Below are 24,477 nucleotides of genomic sequence, written 5' to 3'. Positions count from 1 at the left end.
GTGAAGGTTCTACCGGGGGAATGGGGGCTTGGAAAGCGTTCAGGAGAGGGGGCCGCACCAGTCGATCGCGGGCGCGCCGCGTCGGTCGAGCCATGTGTCGATGCGCCCGAAGGGGCGGGAGCCGAAAAACCCGCGCCGTGCCGAAAGCGGCGAGGGATGCGCCGTTTCGATCACGAGATGATCGGGGCCATGGGAGGGGGCGATGAAGGGGGCCGCGACCTTCTGCGCGTGGTTGCCCCAAAGGAGAAAGGCGCAAGGGCGCGCCGCGACCCGCTCGAGCACCTGACGCACCAGCGCGTCCCAGCCCCAACGGGCATGACCGCCCGCCGCCCCCGGCTCGACCGACAGCGCGGTGTTCAACAAAAGCACCCCCTGTCGCGCCCAATGGGTGAGATCGCCCGTCTCGGGCGCGCAGCCGATATCCTCGCGCATCTCCTTGAAGATGTTACGCAGCGACGGCGGCAGCTTGGTCAGCTCGGAGGGCACGGAAAAGGCGAGGCCGGTGGCGTGACCGGGCGTCGGATAGGGGTCCTGTCCGAGAATCACAACGCGCACCGCCTCTGGCGGCGTCAGCTCGAGCGCCCGAAACCGCCGCTCCGCCGCGGGCATGACGGCGGGAAGGGCGTCGAGACGGTCGCGCAAGGCGGGCCATTCGGCACTGAAAAACGGCAGGTCGGCCCAAGCCTCGGGCAATGCGCTCACGCGCGCCCCGAGGTGATCGCTGCCAGACGGTCGATGGCACGGCGCGCGGCGCCCGAATCGATGCTCGATGCGGCCATTTCGGCCCCGGTGCGCAGATCCTCGACCCGGCCCGCCACCAGAAGAGCTGCGGCGGCGTTGAGCAGCACCGCGTCGCGATAGGCCCCCGGCGCCCCGTCGAGCAGCGCCGCCAGCGCGCGACCGTTATCCTGCGGGGTGCCGCCCAGGATCGCCTCGAAGGGGTGCTCGGGCAGGCCCGCGTCGGAGGGGCTGATCTCGAAGCTTTCGACCCGGCCATCCTCGAGCGCGGCCACCTGCGACGGTCCGCAGATCGACAGCTCGTCCGTGCCGTCGCCGCCATGCACCAGCCAAGCCCGCTGCGAGCCGAGCTGGCCCAGTGTCTCGGCCATCGGCTCGATGAGCGACGCGTCGTAGGCGCCGGTGAGCTGGCGCTTGACGCCCGCCGGGTTGGTGAGCGGGCCGAGGATGTTGAACAGCGTGCGAATGCCGATCTCGGCGCGGATCGGGCCCACATGCTTCATCGCCGGATGGTGCATCGGCGCCATCATGAAGCCGATCCCCGCCTCGCGCAGCGCGCGCTCGACGACCTCGACCCCGACCATCACCTCGACGCCCATCTGGCCCAGCGCATCCGCCGTGCCGGATTTCGAGGAAAGGTTGCGGTTGCCGTGCTTGGCCACCGGCACGCCCGCGCCCGCCACCACGAAGGCCGTTGCGGTCGAGATGTTGAGCGTGTTCTTGCCGTCGCCGCCCGTGCCCACGATGTCGATCGCGCCCTCGGGGGCCCGCACCTTGAGGCAGCGCGCGCGCATCACGCTCGCGGCGGCGGCGATCTCTGAGACCGTCTCGCCGCGCATCCGCAGCGTCACGAGGAACGCGGCCATCTGCGCGGGCGTGGCGTCTCCGTCGAACAGGATGCCGAAGGCCGCCTCGGCCTGATCGCGTGTCAGCGGCCCGGTCAACGCGGCGGCGATCAGCGGCTTGAGCCGATCGCTCATGCCGCCACCGGGGTGCCGGGCGCATGGCCGGGCAACCGGTCGAGGAAGTTCTTGAGCATCTGGTGACCATGCTCGGAGGCGATGCTCTCGGGGTGGAACTGCACCCCTTCGATCGGCAGGTCGCGGTGCCGCAGCCCCATGATCGTGCCATCGGCCAGCGCGGCGGTCACTTCGAGGCTGTCGGGCAGGCTGTCGCGCTCGACCACCAGCGAATGGTAGCGCGTCGCCTTGAACGGCGAGGGCAGCCCCGCGAAGACGCCTGCGCCCTCGTGCAGCATCTCGGCGGTCTTGCCGTGCACGATCTCGTGGCAGCGCACGACCTTGCCGCCAAAGGCCTGCCCGATGGTCTGGTGGCCGAGGCAGACGCCCAGGAGGGGTGTCGCGGTTTCGGCGGCGGCACGGGTGAGGGCGAGGCAGATGCCCGCCTGATCTGGGTCGCAGGGACCGGGCGAGAGCACGATGCTCTCGGGTGCCATGGCCATCGCCGTCTCGACGTCGATCTCGTCGTTGCGCTTGACCACGACCTCGGCCCCGAGCTCGCCGAAGTAGTGAACCAGGTTCCAGGTGAAGCTGTCGTAGTTGTCGATCAACAGAAGCATGGTCCCTCCGGCCGGGGCGGTTCGGTGCAAATTCGGGGCTACCGTTCGACGGTGGTCCCTTGGTAAGGTCGGGCCATAAATGGGACCGCAGGGCGGGAAACGTCAAGGTCCGGGTCTGAGGCGAATGCCGGCAAACGGCGCAGCGGGGCAGGAAACGTGGGATCTGGGTTCATCATCGGCGGACTCTGGGGTCTGATCGTCTCGGCGGGGGCCTTGGCCATCGCCTCCTTGATCGGCGAGCCACCGCGCGAGCGCGCGGCGTTGCCCGAGCCGCTTGGGCAGATCCCGGGGACGCAGGCGATCACGAGTGAGGGCGGGGGGGGCGCATCGCCCGCGGGCACCGAGACCGAGGCGGATACGGACCTGCCGTCCCCCGGCACCGCGCCCGCCGCCCTGCCGGAGGCGGGCGAGGCCGATCCGCTGCCGCGGCTCGGGGACGGGTCCGCCGAAACCTCGACCGAATCCTCGACCGGGCCCGTGGGCGACATCGCCCCGCCGGTCAGCAGCGAGGCTCCTTCGGCCCCGGCCGCGCAGACGCCGATCAGCGAGGCCCCGAGCGCGCCGCGACCGGACCCGGGCGCCGACGCCCTGCCGCGCACGCCGCGTGCCGACGTGCCATCGGGGCGCGGCGACACGCCCACGGCCGATACCGTGCCGATGCTGCGGCCCCGCGCGGATGACGCGATCGAGACCCCCGCCGCCGGTCCCGTGCCTCCCGCGCTGCCGCGTCTCGATGCTGGCTCAGAAGAACCGGTGCTGCCGGGGCCGCAGTCGCGGGTGATCGAGATCCCCGCCAACGAGGCCGACATCACCGTCGCGACCGAACCGCCCCCCGCCCCCTCCGACACCCCGCGCGAGGTCATCGACGAGACGCCGGGCGATGCCGGGATGGAGAAGGCGACGGTGCCGGAGGACGAGGCAGAGCCAGGCGACACACCCGCAACGGAGGCAGATCGCGTGGCCGAAGCCGAGGCCGATGCGACGGAGCCCTCCGTCACGGCGGATGGCGCGGCGCCGCGTGTGCCGTCGCCGCCAACGCGCCCCGAACGGCTGCCCGGGTCGGCGGCGGGCACGATCACGGTTCTGCCGGAGCCCGCGACACCGGAGCTGCCCGGACGCGCCGCCGGGTTTCAGGATGACGCCACCGTCATGGTCCGTCGGCCCGGCGCGGGGGGGGCGGAGCCGCAGGCCCCCGCACCCCAGATGGCCGATGACGCCCCGGCGCTGCTGCGCTTCGCGGCCCCCGATCTGGCCGAGGCCGGGGCGCCGCGCGTCTCGGTGGTGCTGGTCGATGACGGCACGCTCGACGATCCGGTCACCGCGGCCTCGAGCATCCCATTTCCCGTCACCATCGCACTCGACCCCGAAATGGCGCAGGCCGGGGCGCGTGCGGATCGCTGGCGCGCCGCGGGCTACGAGATCGCCGCGATGACGCGGCTGCCCGCCGGGGCCACGCCTTCGGATGTCGAGGTGGCCTACCGTTCGGCCTTTGCCACCCTGCCGGAAACGGTGGCGCTGCTCGATGCGGGCGGCGCCGGTCTGACCGCCGACAAGGCTGTGACGACGCAGGCGCTGGAGTGGCTGGCGCGGGACGGGCGCGGCCTCGCGGCGCTCTCGGCCGGTCTGGCGACGCCGCTGCGGCAGGCGCGCGGGGCCGGCGTACCCGCGATCGAGATCTACCGCGATCTCGGCGAGGTGGGGCAGGACGACCGGGTGATCCGGCGCTTTCTCGATCAGGCGGCGTTCCGGGCCCGCCAGCAGGGATCGGTGGCGCTGTTGGGTGATCTCAACCCCGAAACGATCACCGCGCTCACCTTGTGGGGCAACCGCGCCGATCGCGACGGCGTCGCGCCTGCGCCGCTCAGCGCGCTGTTGCAGATGCAGGGCACCGGTCCAGCCAAGTGATGCTTGTGCGCGCTGGCGCACGGATGCGGTGATTTGGCCCGGTGAGAGGGGTGGGACATGGCTTTGGCTATCCCGCCCCTTTTCGATTGGAGCTCAGATCATGATCGTACAGGCCCCGGCCTCTCCGCCCGCGCCCCGGAAAAGCTCAGCGTGCTGCGCATCGTCAGCGCGCTCATCTTCACGCTGCATGGCAGCCAGAAGATCCTCGCCTTTCCGCCGACCGACCAACAGCCGCCGCTGGCCTCGCTGATGGGCGTGGGCGGCCTGCTCGAACTGGTGGGCGGGGTGCTGTTGCTGCTGGGCCTGTTCACCCGCCCCGTGGCCTTCGTGCTCTCGGGCATGATGGCGATAGCGTACTGGATGTTCCACGCGCCGGGCAACCTGTCTCCAACCCTGAACGGCGGTGACGCGGCGATCCTGTATTGCTTCGTGTTCCTCTACATCTTCGTCGCGGGCCCGGGACCGTGGAGTCTCGACGCGTTGCTGCGCCGCCGCTGAGCGCGGCCCGCAGAGGAATAGCGAAGGGCGGGGATATCCCCCGCCCTTCGCCGTCTCAGCCATTGCCCTCGGGGCGGAACATCGTGGCGTCCGCCGCCGCGCGTCTCAGCGCGTTCGACTTGTGCACCGTCTCCTGGTACTCGGCCTCGGGGTCGCTGTCATGGACCACGCCGCCGCCCGCCTGGATGTAGAGCTTGGCGTCCTGCACCACCGCGGTGCGCAGGGCGATGCACATGTCCATGTCGCCATTGGCGCTGAAATAGCCCAAGCCGCCGCCATAGACGCCGCGCTTTTCGGGCTCCAGCTCGTCGATGATCTCCATCGCCCGCACCTTGGGCGCGCCTGACACCGTGCCCGCCGGAAGCCCGGCCAGCAGCGCCGAGAGCGCGTCCTGATCCTCGCGCAGCTCGCCCACCACGTTCGACACGATGTGCATCACGTGGGAATAGCGCTCGATGATGAAGCGTTCGGTCGGGCGCACGGTGCCCGGTTTGGCCACGCGGCCCACGTCGTTGCGCCCCAGATCGAGCAGCATCAGATGCTCTGAAAGCTCCTTGGCGTCGGCCAGAAGGCTTTCCTCGTGGGCGCGGTCCTCCTCGGGGGTGGCACCGCGCGGCCGCGTGCCCGCGATGGGGCGGATCGTCACCTCGCCGCCCATGACCCGCACGAGGATCTCGGGGCTGGCCCCCACCACCTGATAGCCGCCGAAATTGAAGTAGAACATGAAGGGCGAGGGGTTGGTGCGGCGCAGGCTCCGGTAGAGCGCAAAGGGCGGCTCGGGGAAATCCTGCGTCCAGCGCTGCGCCGGGACCACCTGGAAAATGTCGCCCGCGCGGATGTATTCCTTGGCCTTCTCCACGGCGGCGAGATAGCCCTCATGGGTGAAGTTCGACACCGGCTCGGACAGCGGCGCGGGGGCTTGTAAGGCGCGCGCCTCCTGCGGCACCGGCCGGTCGAGCGCGCGCATCGCCTCGGTGACGCGTTCGGCGGCCTGGGCGAAGGCGGCGCGGGCCGACTGGCCCTGACCCTGCCAGACCGGCGCCACGAGGATCACCTCGCCCTTCACCCCGTCGAGCACCGCCACCACGGTGGGGCGCATCATCACCGCATCGGGCAAGCCGAGCGGGTCGGGGTTCACATGGGGCAGCCTTTCGACCAGCCGGATCATGTCGTAGCCCAGATAGCCGAACAGCCCGGCCGAGGCGGCGGGCAGGTCCTCGGGCAGGTCGATCCGGCTTTCGGCCAGAAGCGCGCGCAGCGTGTCGAGCGGGTGGCCGTCGAGCGCCTCAAACGCGTCCTCGTCATAGCGTGCGGCGCGGTTGACGCGGCTTTGGGCGCCGCGGCAATCCCAGATCAGGTCGGGGTTCATGCCGATGATCGAATAGCGGCCCCGCGCTTCGCCGCCCGTCACGCTTTCGAGGATGAAGGCGTGCTTTCCGGCGTTGGCGAGCTTGAGCATCAGCGAGACCGGCGTGTCGAGATCGGCGGCGAGCCGGGTCCAGACGACCTGGTTCGCGCCTGTCTCGAAGCCTTGGCGGAACGTCTCGAAATCGGGGCTGAGCATTGGCGTTACCTGAAGGAGCTGTGGACCGCCTGAACGGCGGCATCGTCGATGCGAATCTCGGTCTGGGACTGCACGGCGGTGGCGAAGGCGGCGTAGATGTCCTGCGCGAGGCCGGTGCCGAGGCGCTCCTTGATCGCCTGACGCTCGGCCACGACGCCCTCGTCGTCCTCGGCGGGCGGATGGGTCGCATCGAGCCGCACCACGGCGGCGAAACCCTCGCCGGTGATGGCGCGCGTCTCGCCCTCTTCTAGGGCAAAGACGTCGCGGATGAAGGCGGGCAAGGTGCCCTCGACGAAGGAGCGGCGGGTGAGGTTGGCGGCGGCCTTGGGCGCCAGCCCCGCGGCCTCGAAGCTTTCGCCCGCCGCGATGCGGGCGGCCAGCGCCTCGGCGCGCTCGGCGCGCAGCCGCGCCCGCGTCTCGGCCTCGACATCGGCGATCACCTCGTCGCGCACCTCGTCGAGCGGACGCAGCGCGGGCGCGGTCACCGCGTCGAGGCGCAGGGCGAAGACGCCGCCATCCTCGAAGGCCATCAGCTCGGGGAAGGCGCCTTCCCGCGCCGCCGCCGCCGCCTCGCGGAAGGGCGCGTAATCGGTGATGCCGCCGGTGGTCTCGGTGGTCCACTCGATCTGGTCGAGCAGCATGCCGCTGCGCTCAGCGAGATCCTCGAGCGCGGCGCCGCCAGCCATGAGATCGGTGATCTCGTCGGAGCGGCGGTCGATCTCGCGCCGGGCGCGGGCGCGGGCCAATTCGTCACGCAGGTCGGGGGCGGCCTCCTCGAAGGTCACCTCTTCGGCGGCGAGCACGGCGTTGACGCGAAACAGCGCCGGGCCGAGATCGGTTTCGAGCGGACCGACCACATCGCCGGCCTGAGCGGCGAACACCGCATCGGCGGCAGCGCGCAGGTCGCCGCGCGCCACGTCGCCCAGGTCCACCGCCTGCAGCGTCAGACCCCGCGCCGACACCAGATCCTCGAAGCTCGCTTCATCGGCCTCGAGCCGGGCCAGCGCCTCAGTCGCGGCCTCGGCATCGGGATAAATCAGGCGCTCGACCAGACGGCGCTCCTCCTGCACGTATTCGGCGATGCGCTGATCATAGAGCGCGCGCACCTCCTCCTCGCCAACCTCGAGGTCGTCGGCCACGTCCTCGGGGCGCAGCCAGACATAGCTGATCTCGCGGATCTCGGGCGCGGTATAGGCCTCGGGCGCGGCGGCATAGCGGGCCTCGATCTCGGCCTCGGTGGGCGCGGGGATCTCGGCGTCGAGCGCGATCTCGGGTAGGAGCACGCGGGGGCGTCCGTCCTCCTCGGGGGCTGCGGCGGTGTCGCTCAGGGAGACGGGCGCCCATGTGATGTCGCGCCGCGCCATCAGAAAGTCGATCAGCGTCTCGACATGGGTGTCCGAGGCCGTGACGCCGGCGACCACCGCGGATTGCAGGAGGCCACGCGCCGCGCCTTCGCGCAGGCTTTCCTCGAATTCGGCGACCGTCAGCCCGTTGCGGCTCAGTGCCTCGCGGTAGGTGTCGCGGTCGAAATTGCCGCTCAACCCCTGAAACGCGGGGATGGCGAGCACCTGATCGCGCACCGCCGCGTCGCCGACCGACAGGCCGAGCCCGTCGGCGGCCTCGTCCATCACCCGTTCGGTGACGAGCTGGCCCAGAACCGCGCGATCGAGGCCGAGCTGCTGGGCCTGCGCCATGCTCACCGCCGAGCCGGTCTGGCTCTCGAGCGCGCGGATGCGCGACTGCAGCGCGTTGGCATAGCTCTGCACCTCGAGCTCCTTGTCGCCCACGGTGCCGAGCCGGGTCGCGTTGCCCGAGAGCCCCGTCGCGCCGAACCCGATCAATCCCACGAAGAGCAGGATCAGGATGATCCAGACGAATACGCGGTTGCCCTTGCTCGATGCCATTGCGGTCTCCCTGTCGCGCGCCCATTCGGCGTCTAAGGCTGAATAGGCAAGCGGGCAGGGCCGCGCAAGCCGATGGCTCAGCCGGGCAGGGCGCCAAGCCGCGCTTCGAGATCCGAGATGCCCGCGGCATCGACATTGGCGAAGGCGATGCGCAGCTGCCGGCGGCCCGCCTGCGCGCCATGGGGCGTGAACATCGTACCGGGCAGCAGCAGCACGCCCGCGTCGCGCACAAGCCGCCGCGCCAGCGCGTCGGAGGCCTCATCGAAGGGGTGCTCGATCCAGCCGAAATAGGCGCCGCAGCCCATCAGCCGCCAGCCCCTGTCGGCGAGCCGCGAAAAGCTCGTCTCCATGGCGGCGCGCCGGGCGATGATCTCGGCCCGTTCGCCCGCGAGCCAGTCGCCCAGTTTCCGCATCCCCCAAAGCGCGGCCTTCTGGCCGAGGCTGGTGGGACAGATCGTCACCGTGTCGAGAAACCGCTCCATCTGCGCGATCCGCGCGGTGCTCGCGGTGACCGCGCCGATGCGGTGGCCGGTGAGGCGGTAGGCCTTGGAGAAGGAATAGAGCTGCACCAGCACCTCGGCCCAGCCGGGATCGGCGAAGAGATCATGTGCCGGGCCTTCGCGGCTGTCGAAATCGCGGTAGGTCTCGTCGAGGATCAGCGCGAGGCCGTGGGCGCGGCACAGGTCGCGGTACGCGGCGAGGAGGGCGGCGGGGTATTCGACGCCGCCAGGGTTGTTGGGGCTGACCAGCACGATGGCCCGCGTCGCGGGGGTGATCAGCGCGGCGGCGCGCTCGGGGTCGGGCAGAAGGTCGGGGCCGGTCTCCAGCGGCACGGTGCGCACGCCCGCCATGTCGTTCCACATGCGGTGGTTGAAGTACCACGGGCTGGGCAGGATCACCTCCGAGCCTTCGCCGCAAAGGGCGGCGATGGCGGCGCAATAGGCCTGGTTGCAGCCAGAGGTGATCGCCACCTGTTCGGGCGCGACCTCGCCGCGATACTCGCGCCGCCATGTCGCCGCGATCTCGGCGCGCAGTTCCGGCAGGCCCAGCACCGGGCCATAAAGATGCGCGCTCGCATCCTCCATCACGATGTCGGCCATGGCCCGGCGCAGCGGCTCGGGCGGCGGATCGACCGGCGCGGCCTGGCTGACATTGATGAGCGGGCGCTCGGCCGGGAACGTCACCCCCTCGATCCAGCGACGGGCCTCCATCACCGGCGGCGAAAAGGTCGATGCGGTGCGCGTGTCGCTCATGGGGCCTCCCTTGTCTGTCCGGGCGGACGCTAGACGCGGGACCGGGCGGGCGCAATCGCGGCCAAGCAAAACGCGAAAGGCCCCGCCGGTCGGGCGGGGCCTTTTGGAGATGCAGCGGCGCGGCTCAGTCCTTGCCGCGATAGGGCTCGACATATTGCAGCGCCATGTCCCACGGGAAGAAGATCCAGGTGTCCTGGCTCACCTCGGTGACATAGGTGTCGACCTGGCTGTTGCCCATCGGCTTGGCGTAGACGGTGGCGAAATGCGCTTGTGGATAGAGCTTGCGCACCAGCTCCAGCGTGCGGCCGGTATCGACCAGATCATCCACCACGAGGATGCCGGTGCCGTCACCCATGATCCCGGCGTCGGGGGATTTGAGCACCTTGGCGCCCGACTGGTCCTGATGCTCGTAGGATTTGACCGAGATCGTGTCGACGGTGCGGATGCCGAGCTCGCGCGCGACGATCATCGCAGGGGCCATGCCGCCGCGAGTGATCCCGACCACTGCCTTCCAGGCGCCCTCGTCCCCGGGGCCGCGCCCGTCGAGCCGCCAGGCCAGCGCCCGTGAATCGCGGTGCAGCTGGTCCCAGGAGACGTGGAAACCTTTTTCATGCGGCAGTCGGTCGGTCATCGGTTCAGCCTCTCGTGATGTCGGGCGCGTCGGGGTTCTTCATGCCGATCACGTGGTAACCGGCATCGACATGGTGCACCTCGCCGGTAACGGCGCTGCCCAGATCCGACAAGAGGTAGAGCGCGGATTTCCCGACCTCCTCCTGCGTGACCGTGCGGCGCAGCGGCGAATTGTACTCGTTCCACTTCATGATGTAGCGGAAATCGCCGATGCCGGAGGCCGCGAGCGTCTTGATCGTGCCGGCCGAGATCGCGTTGACGCGGACCCCGTCGCGGCCCAGATCCTCGGCGAGATACTGCACGCTCGCCTCGAGCGCCGCCTTGGCCACGCCCATGACGTTGTAATGCGGCATCACCTTCTCTGCGCCGTAATAGGTGAGCGTCAGGCAGGAGCCGCCTTCGGTCATCATCGGTGCCGCGCGCTTGACCACCGAGGTGAAGGACCACACCGAGATGTCCATCGACATCAGGAAGTTCTGCTTCGAAGTGTCGACATAACGGCCGCGCAGCTCGGACTTGTCGGAAAAGCCGATGGCATGGACGATGAAGTCGAGCTTGCCCCATTTTTCCTGCAGCGCGGTGAACAGCGCGTCGATGCTGTCCTCGTCGCCCACGTCGCAGGGCAGCACGATGTCAGAGCCGACCTCGGCCGCCAGCGGATCGACCCGCTTCTTGAGCGCCTCGCCCTGATAGGAAAAGGCCAGCTCGGCGCCCGCGCCCGCGCAGGCCTTGGCGATGCCCCAGGCGATCGACTTGTCGTTGGCGAGCCCCATGATGAGTCCGCGTTTTCCCGCCATCAACTGCGATGTCATGAATATTCCTCTTGCCGATCCGGCGCCGTTTCGATCCGGTGTAGGCGATAGGTCGAGAGGCATCAAGGCCACAGCCTACGCCGCGTCACTACTGGTCCCTATGATCATATGGCGCATTAGATCGATCACGGGTTAGAATGAAGGCGTACGAGTGAGTGAGATGGTATGATGGACGACCGCCAAGGTATCTTTGCGGGCGACGATCCATTCGGAATTGCAAGGCGCTGGCTCGAAGAAGCCGGAGAGTATGAGCCGTCGGATCCGAATGCGGCGGCGCTGGCCACGGTGGATGCTGACGGGCTTCCCGATGTGCGGGTCGTGCTGATCAAGGATATCGAGGACGACGGTTTCCTCTTTTTCACCAATTACGAAAGTGCCAAGGCCCGGCAGATAGCTTCTGCTGGCAAGGCGGCGCTCGTGCTGCATTGGAAATCCCTGCGACGCCAGATCCGGGTGCGCGGGTTGGTGGAGCGCGAGGACGGGCCGAAGGCCGACGCCTATTACCGCTCGCGCGCGCTCGAAAGCCGGATCGGGGCCTGGGCCTCTCCGCAGAGCCGTCCGATCGCCTCGCGCGCCCAGCTCGAGGCCGACGTCGCGCGCCTCGGGGCCGAACTGGGCCCCGATCCCGCGCGCCCGCCCCACTGGGGCGGCTTTCGCATCCGGCCCCTCGAAATGGAATTCTGGGCCGATGGTGCCCACAGGCTTCACGACCGCTACAAATGGACGCGATCCGGCCCGGCCGGATCGTTCAATGTGCTACGCTTGGGACCCTAATTTCATGCGAAATGAAATTCGGTGCTTGTAGTGAATTCCCGACTGTGCTGCACAGTCATCAAAAGATGATCGGCTGGGCCGACGGCCGCTGGAGGCGGAAATGAACGAAATGCTGGACAAGCAGGCTGAAGACCGCTTCGAACTCGATGGTCACGTGAAGTGGTTCGATCCGGCCAAGGGGTTCGGCTTCATCGTGCCCGACGCAGGCGGCGCCGACATTCTTCTGCACGCCAACGTGCTGCGGAACTATGGCCAGAATTCCGTCGCCGATGGCGCCCGCATCCGCATTCAGGCCCAGCGCACGGAGCGCGGCACGCAGGCCGTGGAGATCCTGTCGCTCGACCCGCCGCCGACCGCCTCGGCGGTGCCTCTTGCCGATTTTGCCGAGTTCGATGCCGAGTATCTCTCCAGCCGCCCGCTCGAACCTGCGCGGATCAAGTGGTTCGACAAGGCCAAGGGTTTCGGCTTCGCCAACCAGTTCGGCATGTCGGACGACATATTCCTGCATGTCGAGGTGCTGCGCAGCTCGGGTCTTTCGGACCTGGAGCCGGGCGAGGCCGTGGCGTTACGGGTGATCCAAGGGCGCCGGGGACGCATGGCCACCGAAATCCTGCCCTGGGACGCGGCGGTACGCGGGGTCCGGAGCGGCACGGAGCGGAGCGCGTCCGTCGATGCGGGCACGCAGAGCGACACCGATACGGATACCGACGCTGCCTCGGACACCGACACCTCGTCCGGGTCGCCCGAATGAAGGCGCTGCTGCTGACGGCGCTGCTGCTCGGCCTGCCGGTCGCGGGTCTTGCCGGCGGATGCGCGCCCGACCGTGTCACCGTGCGCGGCGACTGGGGGCAGGCGGGTTTCGCGGTGGAAATCGCGGATGACGCCGCCGAGCGCGCGCAGGGGCTGATGAACCGCGCCGAGATGCCGCGCATGGCGGGGATGCTCTTCGTCTATGACGCGCCGCAAGCCGTCTCGTTCTGGATGCGCAACACGCTCATTCCGCTCGATATCATCTTCGCCGGGGCCGACGGCGTGATCCGCAGCATTCATCCCCGCGCCAAGCCGCTCGATGAGACGCCGATCCCCGGCGGCACGGATATCCAGTACGTGCTGGAGATCAATGGCGGCATGGCGGCCCGCCTCGGCATCACCGAGGGCGACACGCTGCGCCATCCCGCGATCGGTTCGGAAGAGGTTCCGGCAGCCGCGCCCTGCGACTGATCCGCGATCGTCACGCGGACGCTTGCACCCCGGCGCGGAGCGTCCTAGAAGGGCGGCGGTTCGGGGCGTAGCGCAGCCTGGTAGCGCATCTGTTTTGGGAACAGAGGGTCGCAGGTTCGAATCCTGCCGCCCCGACCAGATTTCTCCCAGTCACGATTGATCCCGCTGCGCCTTTGCCGCGGTGCGAGGCGCGATCGCGTCGCTGTACCCACGTCGAATCCCCCCGAGGTCGACCGGTCGCAGGAATTGCGCGATGTCGCCCGACGGGGCCGTTCTCGACGAATCCTCTCCTAGGGTTCCACCACGGTGCAAGACAGGTTCCCGATAGCCCCTGTTGCAGTGCCGCCACGGCCCGAAGTGGACAATTCCAGTCCCCGATTCACACCTCTTGTGGATAACCGCGATGCCCCGTGGTCAAGCGCGCGACGACGCGCAGGCCAAGGTGGCGCGCCGCCAGTGTGGCATGGGCCTTCGAGTGCTCGCCGCAGGCCGCACAACCCTGTGGAAAACTCTGTGGGAGAAACGCGAACTACGGTGGGCAAAAACCGCCCCCGCAAGAATGGCCCTGAGATTCGTCGGACGGCCCCTCCTGGCGCGTTGACCGTGCCCGCCATGCTGCACAGGGTCATGCGGCACCGGGCGGCCCAAAGGCTCCCGATCAGAGGTCCGACACGGGAACACGTCATGCAGATCGAACGGCGCTATAGCATTGCGGGGCGGGACCCGCTGGCCGGCCTGTCGATGCGGCAGGTGACGCTGTCGGATGGCCGCTGCAGTGACGTGCCGGGCGATTGGCCCAACCGCGCCGCCCACGGCCTCGCCGCGCAGGTCTCAGACGCCGCCGTCGATCTGCGGCAGGTGGCGGACCGGCTGGTGCTGCGGCTTCGGATGCGGGCCGAGGCGCAGGGCCGGATTGACGACCCGGCCGATGCGACCGCCTGGGCCGACGAGATGCGCCACATGATCGCCCGGCGGATCGCGGTGGCAGCACCTTGGATGTTGTCGGCGCAGGCACCTCGGACGCCGTCTCCAGCACCGTCGCTGCCACTCGCGATCGACATGGGCGCGGCGCTGCCGCAGCACGCCATGCGGCTGGTGCAGGCCGCGTGCGACGGCGCTCCGCTGGAGCTGCGGTTCGGCAAGGCCACGGTCGCGCCGCGCGTGGTGCTCGATCTTGGCCGTTTCGTGATCGACGGGGCCGTCGACGTCGACGCGCTGGTCGGTGCGGTGCGGGTCTGGACGCTGGCCCTCGCGGTCGATGCGGGGCAGGGCGATCTGGGCCTCGCCGGTCTGGGCGGCGCGCTGATGCGCCTCGGCCTCGGGCCCGCCACGCACGAAGGTCGGGCCATGGGCGCGGCGATGGCGGCGCTCGCCGAGGCCGCGCGCCTGAGGGCGGCGGCGGATCTGGGGCTCGGCTTTGACGCGTCGGCGGGAGCCCGTGGTCTCGCGCGGCTGCAAGACATGGCGGCCTCCGTTGCCGCCGCGAAGCCCGTGCTTTCGCGGACCATCGCCCTGCGAGAGGGGCTTGTGAAGTCGCCAGACGCGCCGCGGGCGCCGCGCCTCGTGGTCGCGCCCTTGGGCGATGCGGCGGCGATTTTGGGCAGCGGGCCGGACCCGCTCGCCCCCGCCCGCGCGCTGACGGTCGAAACCGAGACCCCCGGCGGCGGCCATCGCCGCGCCACCGCACCGGAGCTGGCGGCGGGCCTCGCGGCGCAGGGCCACGGCCCCGACCGGCTCGCGGCGCTGCTGCGCCATGTCGCGGGCCATGGCAGCCTCGCGGCGGCACCGGGGATCGACCATGCGAACCTGCGGGCCTGCGGTCTCGACGCCGCGCAGATCGCCCGGATCGAGGCGGCGCTGTCCGAGGCGCGCGACCTTCGGGCGGTGATCACGCCTTGGCGTCTGGGTCGTGCGTTCTGCACCGACCGGTTCGGCCTCGCGCCCGAGGATGTCGCCGGTCACGGCATGGAGCTGCTGGAACGCCTAGGCTTTGCGCCCGAGCGGATCGACGCGGCGAACCGCCATGTCTTCGGCCATGGAACGCTGAAGGGAGCGGCGGGAATCGACGCGACGCAGGTCGAAGCCTTCGAGGCCGGGCCGGACCTGCGCGCGGCTCTGGCCATGGCCGGGGCCGTCTCGATGGTGCTCGAAGGGCCGGTGACGGCGCTGCTGCCGCTTCGGCGGGACGCCCCGGCCCGAAGCGTGGCCCTCATGATGCGCGCGGCGCGCCGTGCGGGTCTGGCGGCGTTGGTGATCGCGCCCGAAGCGGGCGACGGCCCGCCGCGCGCGGCCCGGCTGCGCGAGATCCTCGCCATGCTGCCGCCGGGCATCCGGCCCGGCACGGCCCCCGCCGGAGCGCTCGAGATCCTCGACGCCGCCGCGCGCACCCGTCCCGAGGCCCGCCGCCACGCCCGCGCCCTGCGCGAACGGCTTCTGGCGGACCCGCTCCCGGCGACAAGGAGCCCGCGCCGCAGCTCCGATCTGCCCGGCTCCGAGGACTCCCGGTCGATAACCACGCGCGATTGAACGCTTTCGCTTGGAACGACGTCGCGCCGACGGGGTTGCTGCCCTGGAAGGTCAGGTCTGGAGACGCGGCGATGGGGCAGAACCAACATGCGGTCGAGGACATCCTCGACCAATTGAAGCAGGAAGGCCGCGACGACGACCGTGCCACGGTCGGCGATGTGACCGCTGCCCTGGGGGATCGCGGCTTCGGTCCGTTTCTCTTTGTCCCCGCCCTGATCGAGATTTCGCCCATCGGCGGTGTGCCCGGTGTGCCGACGCTTCTGGCGCTGATCATTGCGATCTTCGCGGTGCAGATCGTGATGCAGCGCGATGAGATGTGGCTGCCGGGGTTTCTCGAACACCGCTCGGTCTCGGGCGACAAGCTCGTCAAGGCTTCGGACAAGCTGCGCGGCATCGGCCGTTGGCTCGATCGTTGGTTTCACGGGCGGCTCGAGGCGCTGACCGGACCCAAGGCATCGCGGATCGCGGGCGTCGCGGTGTTGGTGTTGTGCCTGACCGTGCCGCCGCTCGAACTCGTGCCATTCGCCTCCACCGCGCCGATGGCGGCGATCGCGGCTTTCGGGCTGGGGATGACGCTGCGCGACGGGCTGCTGATGGGTTTGGGCTTCGTGCTGAGCGTGGTGGCGGTCGCGGTCGGGTTCGGGATGCTCGGCGGCGGAGGCGGTGGCGGTTGACCGCAAGCCACGGGGGGCTGGCATCGCACCCGAAGGGGCGGCATGGTCGCCCCGGAATTGCACAGGATGACGAGGTGACGATCATGCGCAAGGGGCCAGACGCCTTTCACTCCCTGCACCGGCACGGGTTCGTCCGTGTCGCCACGGCGACGCCGCGCGTGCGGCCCGCCGACGTGTCGTTCAACCGCGATGCGGTGATCGCCGAGGCGCGGCGCGCGCATGATGCCAAGGCCGATCTCGTGGTGTTCCCCGAGCTTTGCGTCTCTTCCTATGCGATCGACGATCTGCACATGCAGACCGCGCTTCTCGACGCGGTCGAGGCGGCGCTGGCCCTGATCGTCGAGGCGAGCACCAAGCTTGCGCCTGCGCTGCTCGTGGGCGCGCCGCTGCGCCACGAGGGGCGGCTTTACAACTGTGCAGTGGTGATCTCGCGCGGGCATATACTGGGCATCGTTCCCAAGAGCTTCCTGCCGAACTATCGCGAGTTCTACGAAAAGCGCTGGTTCGCCGAGGGGCGCGGCGTGACCGACCGCATGATGCGGCTCGGGGGAAAGGAGGTGCCCTTCGGCACCGACCTGATCTTCGAGGCCGAGGATCTGCCGGGGCTGATCTTCCATACCGAGATCTGCGAGGATTTCTGGGCCCCCGTGCCGCCGTCGAGCGCCGCCGCGACCGAGGGCGCGCTGATCCTCACCAACCTCTCGGCCTCGAACATCGTGATCGGCAAATCCGACGACCGCCACGTGCTGTGCCGCAGCCACGGCATGCGCAGCTTCGCGGCCTATGCCTATTCCGCCGCCGGACCCGGTGAGAGCACCACCGATCTGAGCTGGGACGGGCAGGGGGCGATCTACGAGATGGGCGACCTGCTGGCGCAATCGGGGCGCTTCGACGTGGAGCCGGAACTGTGCATGGCCGACGTGGATACGCAGCGGCTCCTCAACGAGCGGATGCGCACCGGCACCTTCAACGATGCGGGCAAGGGGCAGGCTCCGGCCTTCCGGCGCATACGCTTCGCGCATCAGCCGCATTTCGAGGATGCGGGGCTCCTGCGCCCGATCCGCCGCTATCCTTACGTGCCCAACCGCGAAAGCCATCTCGATCTTGACTGCTACGAGGCATTCAACATCCAGGTCGAGGGGCTGCGGTGCCGGATGGAGTCGATCGGCAACCCCAAGCTGGTGATCGGCATTTCCGGCGGGCTCGACAGCACCCATGCGCTGATCGTGGCCGCCAAAGCCTGCGACCGCTTGGGCCTGCCGCGCGACACGATCCTTGGCTACACCATGCCTGGCTTCGCCACCGGCGACGCGACCAAGTCCAACGCGTGGAAGCTGATGCGCGCGATGGGGGTGCAGGCGGCCGAGATCGACATCCGTCCCGCCGCGCGGCAGATGCTGGGCGATATGGATCACCCGTTTTCGGGCGGCGAGCCGGTCTATGACGTGACCTTCGAGAACGTGCAGGCAGGGCTTCGGACCGATTATTTGTTCAGGCTCGCCAACCAGAATGGTGGCATCGTCGTCGGAACGGGGGATCTGAGCGAATTGGCGCTGGGCTGGTGCACCTATGGCGTCGGCGACCAGATGAGCCATTACAACGTCAATTCCGGCGTGCCCAAGACGCTGATCCAGTACCTGATCCGCTGGTCGATCCGTTCGGGCCAGTTCGAGGAGCAGGCCACGACCGACGTGCTGCAGGCGATCCTCGACACCGAGATCTCGCCCGAACTGGTGCCGCAGTCCGAGGAGGAGGAGCTGCAATCGACCGAGGACCGGATCGGGCCCTATGCGCTGCACGATTTTTTCCTGTTCCACACCATGCGCTACGGGCTACCGCCCTCCAAGGTGGCCTTCCTCGCCTGGCATGCGTGGCACGACGCCGGGAAGGGGCTCTGGCCGATCGATTTTCCTGAGGAAAAGCGCAAGGCCTACGACCTGCCCGAGATCCGCAAATGGTTAGAGGTCTTCGTGTCCCGCTTCTTCGGCTTTGCGCAGTTCAAGCGCTCGGCCATGCCGAACGGGCCCAAGGTCTCGGCGGGCGGGTCGCTTTCTCCGCGCGGCGACTGGCGCGCGCCGTCGGATGCGAGCGCGGCGGTCTGGCTCGAAGAGTTGCGCGAGAACGTGCCTGAGGGCTGACCTTTTCCGTCCGACCGGGATGCGCTAGAGGGGGTCGCCCGGAATGGTCCGGGCACCGGTCGCAGCCTACCCGGTCAAAACAAGGACGGATCTGATGAAAACCTATGTAATCTGCTCTGGCGGGCTCGATAGCGTGTCGCTCGCCCACAAGGTCGCCGCCGAGAACGAACTCGCGGGCCTCATCTCCTTCGACTACGGTCAGCGCCATTCCAAGGAGCTGGACTTCGCCCGCGCTGCGGCCGACCGCCTCGGCGTGCCGTTTCACCTGATCGACATGCGCTCGATCGGTGCGCATCTGTCGGGCTCGGCGCTTACCGACGATGTCGAGGTGCCCGACGGGCATTACGCCGAAGAGACGATGAAAACGACCGTCGTGCCCAACCGCAACGCGATCATGCTCGCCGTGGCCTTCGGGCTGGCGGCGGCACAGAAGGCCGACGCGGTGGCGACGGCGGTGCATGGGGGTGATCACTTCATCTACCCCGACTGCCGCCCGGCCTTCACCGAAGCTTTCGACGCCATGCAGAAGCAGGCGCTCGACGGGTATGCCGACGTGACGCTCTACACCCCCTTCGTGCGCGAGCCGAAATCCGCGATCGTGACCGAGGGAGCAAGGCACGGCACGCCATTCGCCGAGACGTGGTCGTGCTACAAGGGTGGTGACAAGCATTGCGGCCGCTGTGGCACCTGCGTCGAGCGGCGCGAGGCGTTCCACCTCGCGGGTGTCGAGGACCCGACCGACTATGCCGATCCCGATTTCTGGCTCGAGGCCGTCGCGCGGGGGGCGAAGTGATGTACACGATCACCAAGGAATTCCACTTCTCGGCCTCCCACCAACTCTGCGGCCTGCCGGGGGATCACCCCTGCGCGCGGCTGCACGGGCACAACTACATCGCCGAGGTGGAGCTTCGGGCCGAGACGCTCGACGAAAACGGCTTCGTGCTCGACTACCGGGCGCTCGATCCGCTCAAGCGCTGGATCGACGATCATCTCGATCACCGCCATCTCAACGAGGTCTTCGGCCATGACGGCGTGACCTCCGAGGTGCTGGCCCGTGCGATTTTCGACTGGGCGCGAGCCCGTTGGGATCAGGTGAGCGCGGTGCGCATCTCCGAGACGCCCAAGACATGGGCGGAGTACCGGCCGTGAGCCTTCTGCGCGTCTCGGAGATCTTCGGCCCGACGATCCAGGGGGAGGGCGCGCTGATCGGGCAGGCGACGGTCTTCGTGCGGCTTGGCGGCTGCGACTACCGCTGCTCGTGGTGCGACAGTCTGCACGCGGTCGAAAGCGAATACCGCCACACATGGGCCGCGATGGAGACCGAGGCCGTCTGGGAGCGCATCACCGCGCTCTCCGGCGGGCGGCCCCTCACCGTCACCATCTCGGGCGGCAATCCGGCGATCCAGGATTGCGGCCCGCTGATCGAGAGGGGGCGGGCCTCGGGTTACCGCTTTGCACTCGAAACCCAAGGCTCGGTGGCGCGCAACTGGTTTTCGCGGCTGGAGCCGCTGGTGCTCTCTCCCAAGCCGCCGTCATCGGGGGAGACGCCCGACTGGGACCGCTTCGACGACTGCCTGAAGGCGGCGGGCGAGGCCGAGGCGATCCTCAAGATCGTGGTGTTCGACGAGACCGATTACCTCTGGGCCCGCGACGTGGCCGCGCGTTATCCCGCGCTGCCGGTCTATCTCCAGCCGGGCAACCACACCCCGCCGCCGCCCGAGGCCGAGGATGCCGAGATCGACATGGACGGCATCACCGATCGCATGGACTGGCTGGTGAGCCGCACGCTCGCCGATGGCTGGTTCGAGGCGCGCGTGCTGCCGCAGCTGCACGTGCTGATCTGGGGCAACAAGCGCGGCGTCTAGGCCGCGAGGCCCTGTCGCACCCTTATGAACCCGCTCAGGAACGCGGCCTCGGCCAGAAGCTTGACGCTCTCCTCGGCGATTTCGCCCAGATCATGTGCGAGATCGGGCCGGGCGGTGGAAAAGCCCGTAAACAGCACCCAGGCTTCGTCATTGAGCAGCATGTCGAGCGCCACCTGAAGCACCAGAAGCGCCGCGCCGATGCCGAGCCAGCCCAGCATCTGCGGAAAGCGCCGCAGCTCCGAGCGGCAGACCCACATGACACCCGCGCCGATGAACCCGTAGGCAAGGATGATCACGTCGTCCAGCCGGTCGGTGAAAGGCGTCTCCTCGATGCCGGCAAGACGGTGCAGCAGCCGGTCGAGGTTCTCGTGGATCTGGGCGAGATCGTCGAGCGCCAGCCAGATGAAGCCCAGCCCGATCGCCACCCAGACGATGCGCGGGTCGCGCCATGACAATCCAGCCCCGTCCCGACGCAACCGGCCGATGCGCAGGCTCGTCGCCGCCGTCAGCGCCAGAAGTGCCGCGGAGGTATAGGTGACGATGCCGCTTTCGCGGAACTGGTTGTCGAGATCGCCCAGCGCCAGACCGGCCGCCACGCCCAGCGCGAGGGCGATGCAGGCGATGGCGAAGGCGTGGATGGGGCGGATCAGGTCAAGCATGGGTCATCTTCGAATAAGGGGTGGCGAAGGACACACCGCATGCGCGCCCGACTTTCTCCCGTCGCGTATGTCTTTAACGATGTTGCGAGGTTGACCGCAACGCCGCGCGCACTCTCATTGTCGTGACCCCGGCCGACGGGCCTTTTCCACGGACGATGCATGACCCGCGACCCCCGCGCCCCAAGATCCCTGCCGCCCGGCCTGTCGCGGCTGCTTCTTGCCTCTCCGCTGTTGCTCGCTGCCTGCGAGGGGCGGCAATCGGTGCTTGTCGATGGCGGTGCGGATGCGCGCATCCTGAACGATCTCTTCGTCGTCATGCTGATCGGCGCGGTGGTGCTCTGGTTCGGCATGAACGGGCTGTTCTACTGGGCCACGCGCCGCAGCCCGGCGCCGCATTCGCAAAAGCTCGCCAACTGGCTGGTGATCCTCGGCGGCATCGCTTTTCCGACCGTCACGCTCGGCGCGCTTCTGGTCTATGGCCTCACAATCATGCCCGACCTGCGCGCCACCGGCGACGGGCCGGTGATCCGCGTGACCGGGGAGCAGTGGTGGTGGCGCGTCGAATACGAGCGTGACGACGGCTCGACGGTGACCACCGCCAACGAGATCCGGCTTCCGGCGGGCGTGCGCTCGACCTTCCTTCTCGACAGCAAGAAGGTGATCCATTCGTTCTGGGTGCCGAGCTTGGGCGGCAAGATGGACATGTTCCCCGGCCGGGTCAACGAGATGACCCTCGGCCCCGAACGCCCCGGCATCTATCGCGGCCAATGCGCCGAGTTCTGCGGCGAAAGCCATGCGTGGATGGCCTTCGAGGCCGAGGTGATGGAGCCCGACGCCTTTGCCGCATGGCTCAATGCCGAGGCGGCCGATGCCGCCGCCCCCCAAGGCGAGGCCGCCCGGCGCGGTGCCGCGCTGTTCCTGGCCCAAGGCTGCGGCGCTTGCCATGCGGTGCGCGGCACGCCCGCGGTGGGGCGGGTGGGCCCCGATCTCACCCATGTCGGCTCGCGCCATTCGCTCGCCGCCGGGCGGCTGGGCACCTCTACGGAGGATTTCGCCAAATGGGTCGCCAACCCCGGCGCGTGGAAGCCCGGCGCCGAGATGCCCGCCTATGATCACCTCACAGACGCGCAGATCGGCGCGATCGCCGCCTATCTCGAGGGCCTCGAATGACCGACCACCACATCCCCGCAGGCGATCTGATGCCCGAGGGGATCTATCCGCCGACCGAAGAGATGCTGAACGAGCCGGTGCCCGAGGAGGTGCAGGAGCGGCAGAAGGAAAACTTGCGAAAGGTCTGGAAGACGCCCGAGGGCTGGCGTTACTGGACGGCGGTCAACAACTCCGAAGTGGGGGTGTGGTACACCATGACCGCCTTCACCTTCATGCTGATCGCGGGCGTGATGGCGCTTTTGATGCGGTTGCAGCTTTGGGTGCCCGAGAACGATCTGATCTCGGCCGACATGTTCAACCAACTCTTCACGATGCACGGCTCGGCGATGATGTTCCTCTTCGCGGTGCCGATGTTCGAAGCGATCTCGATCCTGATTCTGCCCGCTTTCCTGGGCGCGCGCGACATGCCGTTCCCGCGGCTCTCGGCCTATGGCTACTGGGCCTTCCTGATCGGCGGTATCTTCGTGATCGGCTCGATCCTGTTTTCGGCCGCGCCCAAGGCGGGCTGGTTCATGTATCCGCCGCTGGCCACGATCGAGCTTGGCATCGGCTCCGACATCTGGCTTCTGGGTCTGTCGTTCATCGAGGTGGCCTCGATCGCCGCCGCAGTGGAGTTGATCGTCGGCGCACTGAAATGCCGACCGCCCGGCATGCGTGTCAACGTCATGCCGCTCTATGCGTGGTACGTGCTGGTGGTCGGCGGCATGATCCTCTTCGCCTTCCCGCCGCTGATCGCGGGCGATTTCCTGTTCGAGTTGGAGCGCTCTTTCGACTGGCCTTTCTTCGATCACACGCGCGGCGGCGACCCGATGCTGTGGCAGCACCTGTTCTGGATTTTCGGCCATCCGGAGGTCTACATCATCTTCCTGCCCTCCATCGCCATCGCGGCGATGATCGTGCCCACGGTCGCGCGGCGCCCGATCCTGGGCTACTCTTGGATCGTGCTGTCGGCGGTGGGGACGGGGTTCCTGAGCTTCGGGCTCTGGGTGCACCACATGTTCACCACCGGCCTGCCGAATATCAGCCTAGGTTTCTTCTCGGCCGCCTCCGAAGCCGTCGTCATCCCCACCGGGATCCAGCTTTTCGCCTTTGTCGCCACGCTGATCGCGGGGCGGGTGAAGATGACGCTGCCTATGCTGTGGATCGCGGGGGCGCTGGCGATCTTCACCGCCGGTGGCCTGACCGGCGTGATGGTCGCCGTCGCGCCCTTCGACTGGCAGGTGCACGACACCTACTTCATCGTGGCGCACCTGCATTACACGCTGTTCGGCGGCATGGTGTTTCCGGTGATCGCGGGGGTCTATTACTTCTTCCCGTTCTTCCGGAAAAAGATGCTGTCCGAGCGGCTCGGGCGCTGGTCCTTCTGGCTGATCTTCACCGGCTTCAACATCACCTTCCTGCCGATGCACCTCACCGGGCTTCTGGGGATGCCGCGCCGGGTCTATACCTACCCGCAGGGGCTCGGCATCGACTGGCTCAACCAGATCTCGACCGTAGGGTCGTTCATCGTCGCCGCGGGCTTCGCGGTCTTCGCATGGGACATTGTGCGCCCCAAGAAGGACCAGCCTCAGATCGAGCGTAACCCGTGGGGCGGCGGCACGTTGGAGTGGAGCCACGAGGTCCCCGAGACCAAGTGGGGTGTCCGCTCGATCCCGCACATCACCTCGCGCTACCCGCTCTGGGACCAGCCCAAGCTCGTGGAGCGCATGGATGCCGGGCGCTACTACCTTCCCGATGCCGAGGAGGGCCTGCGCGAGACCATCGTGACCAGCGTGATCGACGCGCGGCCCATCCAGGTGCAGCGGGTCACGGGACCGGCCTATGTCACCATCTGGGCCGCAGTCTTCACCGGCGGCGCCTTCATCCTTCCGACCTTCCACATTTATGGTCCGGCCATCGTCTCGGCGGCCTTCGCGGTGGTCTGCATCCTCTACTGGCTCTGGACCTCGACCGCGCGGCCGCCCGAGAAGGACATGAAGGATGTCGGCCTCGGCCTGAGCCTGCCGACCTATGCGGCGGGCCCGCAGGCGGTGGGCTGGTGGGCGGTCTGGATCACCATGCTGGGCGATTCCACGGCCTTTGCGAGCCTCGTCTTCGGCGTGTTCTTCTACTGGACCTCGAACACCGCCTTCCCGCCGCCGGGGGCCGAGCATGCGAGCGGCTATCTCGTGGCGCTGGCCACGGCGGCCTTTGCGGCGTCATGGGCGCTGACGCGCGGCGCGCGGAGCCTCAACCGGGCGCGGCGCGTCGGGCTGGCGCGCGGCGCTCTCGCGCTGGCGCCTGTGCTGACGCTGGCGGGGATGGGCGGCTTCGTGCTGTCAGTCATGGATCTCGATCCGACGGCGCATGTCTATCCGGCGATGATGTGGGCGCTGATGGTCTGGGTCGTGGCGCATGGGCTTCTTGCCACGATCATGCAACTCTACTGCCTCGCCGGGTCGCTCTTCGGCAAGCTCACCCCGCGCTACGACGCGGATCTGTGGAACGTCACGCTGTTCTGGCACTTCATGGGCCTCACCGCGTTGGTGACCGGCGCGATGATGGGCCTCGTGCCCCGGCTGATGTGA

Annotated in this window: 21 protein-coding genes, 1 tRNA gene and 1 pseudogene; 14 read left to right on the top strand and 9 right to left on the bottom strand. The window is 68.6% G+C overall.

Annotation, left to right across the window (positions count from 1 at the left end):
* Positions 1-39 precede the first annotated feature (39 nt).
* The 3 genes from ACJASC_RS04780 to ACJASC_RS04770 are packed head-to-tail and all read right to left on the bottom strand — an operon-like array spanning position 40 to position 2,317.
* Positions 40-702 carry a uracil-DNA glycosylase gene (locus ACJASC_RS04780; RefSeq protein WP_415143989.1) on the bottom strand — a complete coding sequence of 221 codons (663 nt, stop codon included), beginning with the start codon at positions 700-702 and terminating at the stop codon, positions 40-42.
* Positions 699-1,718 (bottom strand): anthranilate phosphoribosyltransferase, encoded by a 1,020-nt coding sequence (gene trpD, locus ACJASC_RS04775; protein ID WP_415143987.1) that lies wholly within the window; start codon positions 1,716-1,718, stop codon positions 699-701. The genes ACJASC_RS04780 and trpD overlap by 4 nt, the downstream gene beginning before the upstream one ends.
* Positions 1,715-2,317 (bottom strand): anthranilate synthase component II, encoded by a 603-nt coding sequence (locus tag ACJASC_RS04770; RefSeq protein WP_021693515.1) that lies wholly within the window; start codon positions 2,315-2,317, stop codon positions 1,715-1,717. The genes trpD and ACJASC_RS04770 overlap by 4 nt, the downstream gene beginning before the upstream one ends.
* A 156-nt stretch (positions 2,318-2,473) precedes the next feature.
* Here ACJASC_RS04770 and ACJASC_RS04765 point away from each other — a divergent pair, with 156 nt between their 5' ends.
* Positions 2,474-4,222 carry a divergent polysaccharide deacetylase family protein gene (locus tag ACJASC_RS04765; protein WP_415143985.1) on the top strand — a complete coding sequence of 583 codons (1,749 nt, stop codon included), beginning with the start codon at positions 2,474-2,476 and terminating at the stop codon, positions 4,220-4,222.
* 150 nt (positions 4,223-4,372) lie between these two features.
* Positions 4,373-4,720: a DoxX family protein gene (locus tag ACJASC_RS04760; protein ID WP_415143983.1), complete on the top strand. Its 348-nt coding sequence runs from the start codon at positions 4,373-4,375 to the stop codon at positions 4,718-4,720.
* A 55-nt stretch (positions 4,721-4,775) separates the two neighbouring features.
* Here ACJASC_RS04760 and trpE read toward each other — a convergent pair whose 3' ends face one another.
* The 5 genes from trpE to fabI form a co-directional block, all read right to left on the bottom strand.
* Positions 4,776-6,284, bottom strand: coding sequence for an anthranilate synthase component I (gene trpE, locus ACJASC_RS04755; RefSeq protein WP_415143981.1), 1,509 nt, complete (start codon positions 6,282-6,284; stop codon positions 4,776-4,778).
* A 5-nt stretch (positions 6,285-6,289) separates the two neighbouring features.
* The gene (locus tag ACJASC_RS04750) at positions 6,290-8,188 is read right to left on the bottom strand and encodes a SurA N-terminal domain-containing protein (protein WP_415143979.1); all 1,899 of its coding nucleotides are present in this window, start codon (positions 8,186-8,188) and stop codon (positions 6,290-6,292) included.
* Between the two features lie 77 nt (positions 8,189-8,265).
* Positions 8,266-9,441 (bottom strand): aminotransferase, encoded by a 1,176-nt coding sequence (locus tag ACJASC_RS04745; RefSeq protein WP_415143977.1) that lies wholly within the window; start codon positions 9,439-9,441, stop codon positions 8,266-8,268.
* Between the two features lie 124 nt (positions 9,442-9,565).
* Entirely contained in the window at positions 9,566-10,072 is a 507-nt protein-coding gene (gene gpt / locus ACJASC_RS04740) for a xanthine phosphoribosyltransferase (protein ID WP_415143975.1), read from the bottom strand.
* Between the two features lie 4 nt (positions 10,073-10,076).
* Positions 10,077-10,883, bottom strand: a complete 807-nt coding sequence (gene fabI, locus ACJASC_RS04735; protein ID WP_045319816.1) for an enoyl-ACP reductase FabI — start codon at positions 10,881-10,883, stop codon at positions 10,077-10,079.
* Positions 10,884-11,051: 168 nt separating this feature from the next.
* Here fabI and pdxH point away from each other — a divergent pair, with 168 nt between their 5' ends.
* From pdxH to queE, 10 genes and pseudogenes are all read left to right on the top strand, one after another.
* Positions 11,052-11,657 carry a pyridoxamine 5'-phosphate oxidase gene (gene pdxH / locus ACJASC_RS04730; protein ID WP_415143973.1) on the top strand — a complete coding sequence of 202 codons (606 nt, stop codon included), beginning with the start codon at positions 11,052-11,054 and terminating at the stop codon, positions 11,655-11,657.
* 100 nt (positions 11,658-11,757) lie between these two features.
* Positions 11,758-12,288, top strand: a pseudogene (locus tag ACJASC_RS04725) (cold-shock protein); the annotation flags it as partial.
* 116 nt (positions 12,289-12,404) lie between these two features.
* Complete coding sequence (locus tag ACJASC_RS04720) at positions 12,405-12,878, top strand: DUF192 domain-containing protein (RefSeq protein WP_021693525.1); 474 nt, start codon at positions 12,405-12,407, stop codon at positions 12,876-12,878.
* A 61-nt stretch (positions 12,879-12,939) separates the two neighbouring features.
* A tRNA-Pro gene (locus ACJASC_RS04715) sits at positions 12,940-13,016 on the top strand.
* Positions 13,017-13,562: 546 nt separating this feature from the next.
* Complete coding sequence (locus tag ACJASC_RS04710) at positions 13,563-15,404, top strand: hypothetical protein (protein WP_415143970.1); 1,842 nt, start codon at positions 13,563-13,565, stop codon at positions 15,402-15,404.
* A 71-nt stretch (positions 15,405-15,475) separates the two neighbouring features.
* Positions 15,476-16,078, top strand: a complete 603-nt coding sequence (locus ACJASC_RS04705; protein ID WP_021693528.1) for an exopolysaccharide biosynthesis protein — start codon at positions 15,476-15,478, stop codon at positions 16,076-16,078.
* Between the two features lie 83 nt (positions 16,079-16,161).
* The gene (locus tag ACJASC_RS04700) at positions 16,162-18,216 is read left to right on the top strand and encodes an NAD(+) synthase (RefSeq protein ID WP_415144200.1); all 2,055 of its coding nucleotides are present in this window, start codon (positions 16,162-16,164) and stop codon (positions 18,214-18,216) included.
* 94 nt (positions 18,217-18,310) lie between these two features.
* Positions 18,311-19,009 (top strand): 7-cyano-7-deazaguanine synthase QueC, encoded by a 699-nt coding sequence (gene queC, locus ACJASC_RS04695; protein ID WP_415143968.1) that lies wholly within the window; start codon positions 18,311-18,313, stop codon positions 19,007-19,009.
* On the top strand, positions 19,009-19,365 hold the full coding sequence (locus ACJASC_RS04690; RefSeq protein WP_021693532.1) for a 6-pyruvoyl trahydropterin synthase family protein: 357 nt from the start codon (positions 19,009-19,011) through the stop codon (positions 19,363-19,365). Before queC ends, ACJASC_RS04690 begins: the two co-directional genes overlap by 1 nt.
* Positions 19,344-20,081 carry a 7-carboxy-7-deazaguanine synthase QueE gene (gene queE / locus ACJASC_RS04685; RefSeq protein ID WP_415143966.1) on the top strand — a complete coding sequence of 246 codons (738 nt, stop codon included), beginning with the start codon at positions 19,344-19,346 and terminating at the stop codon, positions 20,079-20,081. The genes ACJASC_RS04690 and queE overlap by 22 nt, the downstream gene beginning before the upstream one ends.
* Here the strand turns inward: queE and ACJASC_RS04680 are convergent.
* Entirely contained in the window at positions 20,078-20,740 is a 663-nt protein-coding gene (locus tag ACJASC_RS04680) for a hypothetical protein (RefSeq protein ID WP_415143964.1), read from the bottom strand. The genes queE and ACJASC_RS04680 overlap by 4 nt on opposite strands.
* 159 nt (positions 20,741-20,899) lie before the next feature.
* On the opposite strand from ACJASC_RS04680, the gene ACJASC_RS04675 reads away from it, so the two are divergent.
* Positions 20,900-21,910, top strand: a complete 1,011-nt coding sequence (locus ACJASC_RS04675) for a cytochrome c oxidase subunit II (RefSeq protein ID WP_415143962.1) — start codon at positions 20,900-20,902, stop codon at positions 21,908-21,910.
* On the top strand, positions 21,907-24,477 hold the full coding sequence (gene ctaD, locus ACJASC_RS04670; protein WP_415143960.1) for a cytochrome c oxidase subunit I: 2,571 nt from the start codon (positions 21,907-21,909) through the stop codon (positions 24,475-24,477). The genes ACJASC_RS04675 and ctaD overlap by 4 nt, the downstream gene beginning before the upstream one ends.

The sequence above is a fragment of the Limimaricola cinnabarinus genome, assembly GCF_047631075.1.
Classification (GTDB): domain Bacteria; phylum Pseudomonadota; class Alphaproteobacteria; order Rhodobacterales; family Rhodobacteraceae; genus Limimaricola; species Limimaricola cinnabarinus.
This window is presented reverse-complemented; position numbering and strand designations above follow the sequence as displayed.

Excerpts from the sequence above, each read along its gene's own strand:
- trpD (WP_415143987.1), bottom strand. The coding sequence starts at position 1,718 with ATGAGCGATCGGCTCAAGCCGCTGATCGCCGCCGCGTTGACCGGGCCG.
- ACJASC_RS04770 (WP_021693515.1), bottom strand. The coding sequence starts at position 2,317 with ATGCTTCTGTTGATCGACAACTACGACAGCTTCACCTGGAACCTGGTT.
- trpE (WP_415143981.1), bottom strand. The coding sequence starts at position 6,284 with ATGCTCAGCCCCGATTTCGAGACGTTCCGCCAAGGCTTCGAGACAGGC.
- ACJASC_RS04750 (WP_415143979.1), bottom strand. The coding sequence starts at position 8,188 with ATGGCATCGAGCAAGGGCAACCGCGTATTCGTCTGGATCATCCTGATC.
- ACJASC_RS04745 (WP_415143977.1), bottom strand. The coding sequence starts at position 9,441 with ATGAGCGACACGCGCACCGCATCGACCTTTTCGCCGCCGGTGATGGAG.
- gpt (WP_415143975.1), bottom strand. The coding sequence starts at position 10,072 with ATGACCGACCGACTGCCGCATGAAAAAGGTTTCCACGTCTCCTGGGAC.
- fabI (WP_045319816.1), bottom strand. The coding sequence starts at position 10,883 with ATGACATCGCAGTTGATGGCGGGAAAACGCGGACTCATCATGGGGCTC.
- pdxH (WP_415143973.1), top strand. The coding sequence starts at position 11,052 with ATGGACGACCGCCAAGGTATCTTTGCGGGCGACGATCCATTCGGAATT.
- ACJASC_RS04720 (WP_021693525.1), top strand. The coding sequence starts at position 12,405 with ATGAAGGCGCTGCTGCTGACGGCGCTGCTGCTCGGCCTGCCGGTCGCG.
- ACJASC_RS04710 (WP_415143970.1), top strand. The coding sequence starts at position 13,563 with ATGCAGATCGAACGGCGCTATAGCATTGCGGGGCGGGACCCGCTGGCC.
- ACJASC_RS04705 (WP_021693528.1), top strand. The coding sequence starts at position 15,476 with ATGGGGCAGAACCAACATGCGGTCGAGGACATCCTCGACCAATTGAAG.
- ACJASC_RS04700 (WP_415144200.1), top strand. The coding sequence starts at position 16,162 with ATGCGCAAGGGGCCAGACGCCTTTCACTCCCTGCACCGGCACGGGTTC.
- queC (WP_415143968.1), top strand. The coding sequence starts at position 18,311 with ATGAAAACCTATGTAATCTGCTCTGGCGGGCTCGATAGCGTGTCGCTC.
- ACJASC_RS04690 (WP_021693532.1), top strand. The coding sequence starts at position 19,009 with ATGTACACGATCACCAAGGAATTCCACTTCTCGGCCTCCCACCAACTC.
- queE (WP_415143966.1), top strand. The coding sequence starts at position 19,344 with ATGGGCGGAGTACCGGCCGTGAGCCTTCTGCGCGTCTCGGAGATCTTC.
- ACJASC_RS04680 (WP_415143964.1), bottom strand. The coding sequence starts at position 20,740 with ATGCTTGACCTGATCCGCCCCATCCACGCCTTCGCCATCGCCTGCATC.
- ACJASC_RS04675 (WP_415143962.1), top strand. The coding sequence starts at position 20,900 with ATGACCCGCGACCCCCGCGCCCCAAGATCCCTGCCGCCCGGCCTGTCG.
- ctaD (WP_415143960.1), top strand. The coding sequence starts at position 21,907 with ATGACCGACCACCACATCCCCGCAGGCGATCTGATGCCCGAGGGGATC.